The sequence below is a fragment of the Saccharomonospora sp. NPDC046836 genome (assembly GCF_040645195.1).
Taxonomy (GTDB): Bacteria; Actinomycetota; Actinomycetes; order Mycobacteriales; family Pseudonocardiaceae; genus Prauserella_A.
Map to the genome: position 1 here is coordinate 2,501 of NZ_JBEYXW010000099.1, position 2,697 is coordinate 5,197.

Sequence of the window (2,697 nt, forward strand, 5' to 3'; positions counted from 1 at the left end):
CTGCAAGCCGTCAGAGCAACTTTTGGGTTGTGATGGCGTGCCTTTTGAAGAATGAGCCTGCGAGTTAGTGCTGCGTGGCGAGGTTAACCCGTGTGGGGTAGCCGTAGCGAAAGCGAGTCTGAAGAGGGCGTTGAGTTGCGTGGTCTAGACCCGAAGCGGAGTGATCTACCCATGGCCAGGCTGAAGCGCCGGTAAGACGGCGTGGAGGGCCGAACCCACCAGGGTTGAAAACCTGGGGGATGAGTTGTGGGTAGGGGTGAAAGGCCAATCAAACTCCGTGATAGCTGGTTCTCCCCGAAATGCATTTAGGTGCAGCGTCGTGTGTTTCTTGGTGGGGGTAGAGCTACTGGATGGCCTAGGGGCCTTACCGGGTTACCGAAGTCAACCAAACTCCGAATACCATCAAGTGAGAGCGCGGCAGTGAGACGGCGGGGGATAAGCTTCGTCGTCGAGAGGGAAACAGCCCAGAACGCCAGCTAAGGCCCCTAAGTGTGTGCTCAGTGGGAAAGGATGTGGAGTCGCTGAGACAACCAGGAGGTTGGCTTAGAAGCAGCCATCCTTGAAAGAGTGCGTAATAGCTCACTGGTCAAGTGGTTCTGCGCCGACAATGTAGCGGGGCTTAAGCACACCGCCGAAGCTGTGTCATCCACACATGAGATCGGCTCCAGGGTTTGTCTCTGGTGTCTAGTCGTGTGGGTGGGTAGGGGAGCGTCCTGCATCCAGGGAAGCGGCCGCGTGAGCGAGCCGTGGAGGGTGTGGGAGTGAGAATGCAGGCATGAGTAGCGAATGCAGAGTGAGAATCTCTGCCGCCGGATGACCAAGGGTTCCTGGGCCAGGTTGTTCCGCCCAGGGTAAGTCGGGACCTAAGGCGAGGCCGTCAGGCGTAGTCGATGGACAACGGGTTGATATTCCCGTACCCGCGTGTGTGCGTCCATGGTGAGGCAGGGGATACTAACCACCCGAAGCCCGTCGTGTCTCTTCGGAGGTGTGGTGGTGTGGAGCGTGGGATCTGATCCTGTAGTAGTCAAGTGATGGGGTGACGCAGGCAGGTAGCCCCGCCAGTGAGTGGTAGTACTGGTGTAAGCGTGTGGCCCGTTCGATAGGTAAATCCGTCGGACATGTGGGTGAGGCGTGATGCGTAGCCGTTGTGGTGAAGTAGGGTGATCCTTTGCTGTCGAGAAAAGCCTCTAGCGAGTGCATGTGTGGCCCGTACCCTAAACCGACACAGGTGGTCAGGTAGAGAATACTAAGGCGATCGGGTGAACTGTGGTTAAGGAACTCGGCAAATTGCCCCCGTAACTTCGGGAGAAGGGGGGCCAGGCCTGCTGAAGCCTTTTTCGGGCTAGGTGGGTGTGGCCGCAGAGACCAGCGGAAAGCGACTGTTTACTAAAAACACAGGTCCATGCGAAGACGCAAGTCGATGTATATGGACTGACGCCTGCCCGGTGCTGGAACGTTAAGAGGACCGGTTAACCCTTTCGGGGGTGAAGCTGAGAATTTAAGCGCCAGTAAACGGCGGTGGTAACTATAACCATCCTAAGGTAGCGAAATTCCTTGTCGGGTAAGTTCCGACCTGCACGAATGGCGTAACGACTTTCCGGCTGTCTCAACCACAGGCCCGGCGAAATTGCACTACGAGTAAAGATGCTCGTTTCGCGCGGCAGGACGGAAAGACCCCGGGACCTTTACTATAGCTTGGTATTGGTTTTCGGTTCGGCTTGTGTAGGATAGGTGGGAAACTGTGAAGCTGACACGCTAGTGTTGGTGGAGTTGTTGTTGAAATACCACTCTGGTCGTGCTGGGAATCTAACTTTGGGCCGTGATCCGGTTCAGGGACAGTGCCTGGTGGGTAGTTTAACTGGGGCGGTTGCCTCCTAAAGGGTAACGGAGGCGCCCAAAGGTTCCCTCAGCCTGGTTGGCAATCAGGTGTTGAGTGTAAGTGCACAAGGGAGCTTGACTGTGAGACTGACGGGTCGAGCAGGTGCGAAAGCAGGGACTAGTGATCCGGCACCTCCTGGTGGAAGGGGTGTCGCTCAACGGATAAAAGGTACCCCGGGGATAACAGGCTGATCTTGCCCAAGAGTCCATATCGACGGCATGGTTTGGCACCTCGATGTCGGCTCGTCGCATCCTGGGGCTGGAGTAGGTCCCAAGGGTTGGGCTGTTCGCCCATTAAAGCGGCACGCGAGCTGGGTTTAGAACGTCGTGAGACAGTTCGGTCCCTATCCGCCGCGCGCGTAGGAGACTTGAGGAAGGCTGTCCCTAGTACGAGAGGACCGGGACGGACGAACCTCTGGTATGCCAGTTGTCACGCCAGTGGCATGGCTGGTTGGCTACGTTCGGAAGGGATAACCGCTGAAGGCATCTAAGCGGGAAGCCTGTTCCAAGATGAGGTCTCCCACCCTTTTGTGGGGTAAGGCTCCCAGTAGACCACTGGGTTGATAGGCCAGACATGGACGCGCAGTAATGTGTTTTTGAGTGGACTGGTACTAATCGGCCGAGGACTTGCCCACAAAGGTGTTACGCACTCACTCTACGATTCTGAAACACCACACACTGTGTGTGTGTTTCAGAGTGTTTCGGTGGTTATAGCGGCAGGGATCCGCCCGGTCCCATTCCGAACCCGGAAGCTAAGCCTGCCAGCGCCGATGGTACTGCACCCGTGGGGGTGTGGGAGAGTAGGACACCGCCGAACAA

The 2,697-nt window shown here is 56.8% G+C and carries 2 rRNA genes (1 of these 2 running past the window's edge); both read left to right on the top strand.

The window, feature by feature from the left end:
- Positions 1-2,513, top strand: a 23S ribosomal RNA gene (locus ABZ863_RS35290); it begins 605 nt to the left of the window's first position.
- Between the two features lie 65 nt (positions 2,514-2,578).
- Positions 2,579-2,695 (top strand): 5S ribosomal RNA (gene rrf, locus ABZ863_RS35295).
- The last annotated feature ends 2 nt before the right edge of the window (positions 2,696-2,697 follow it).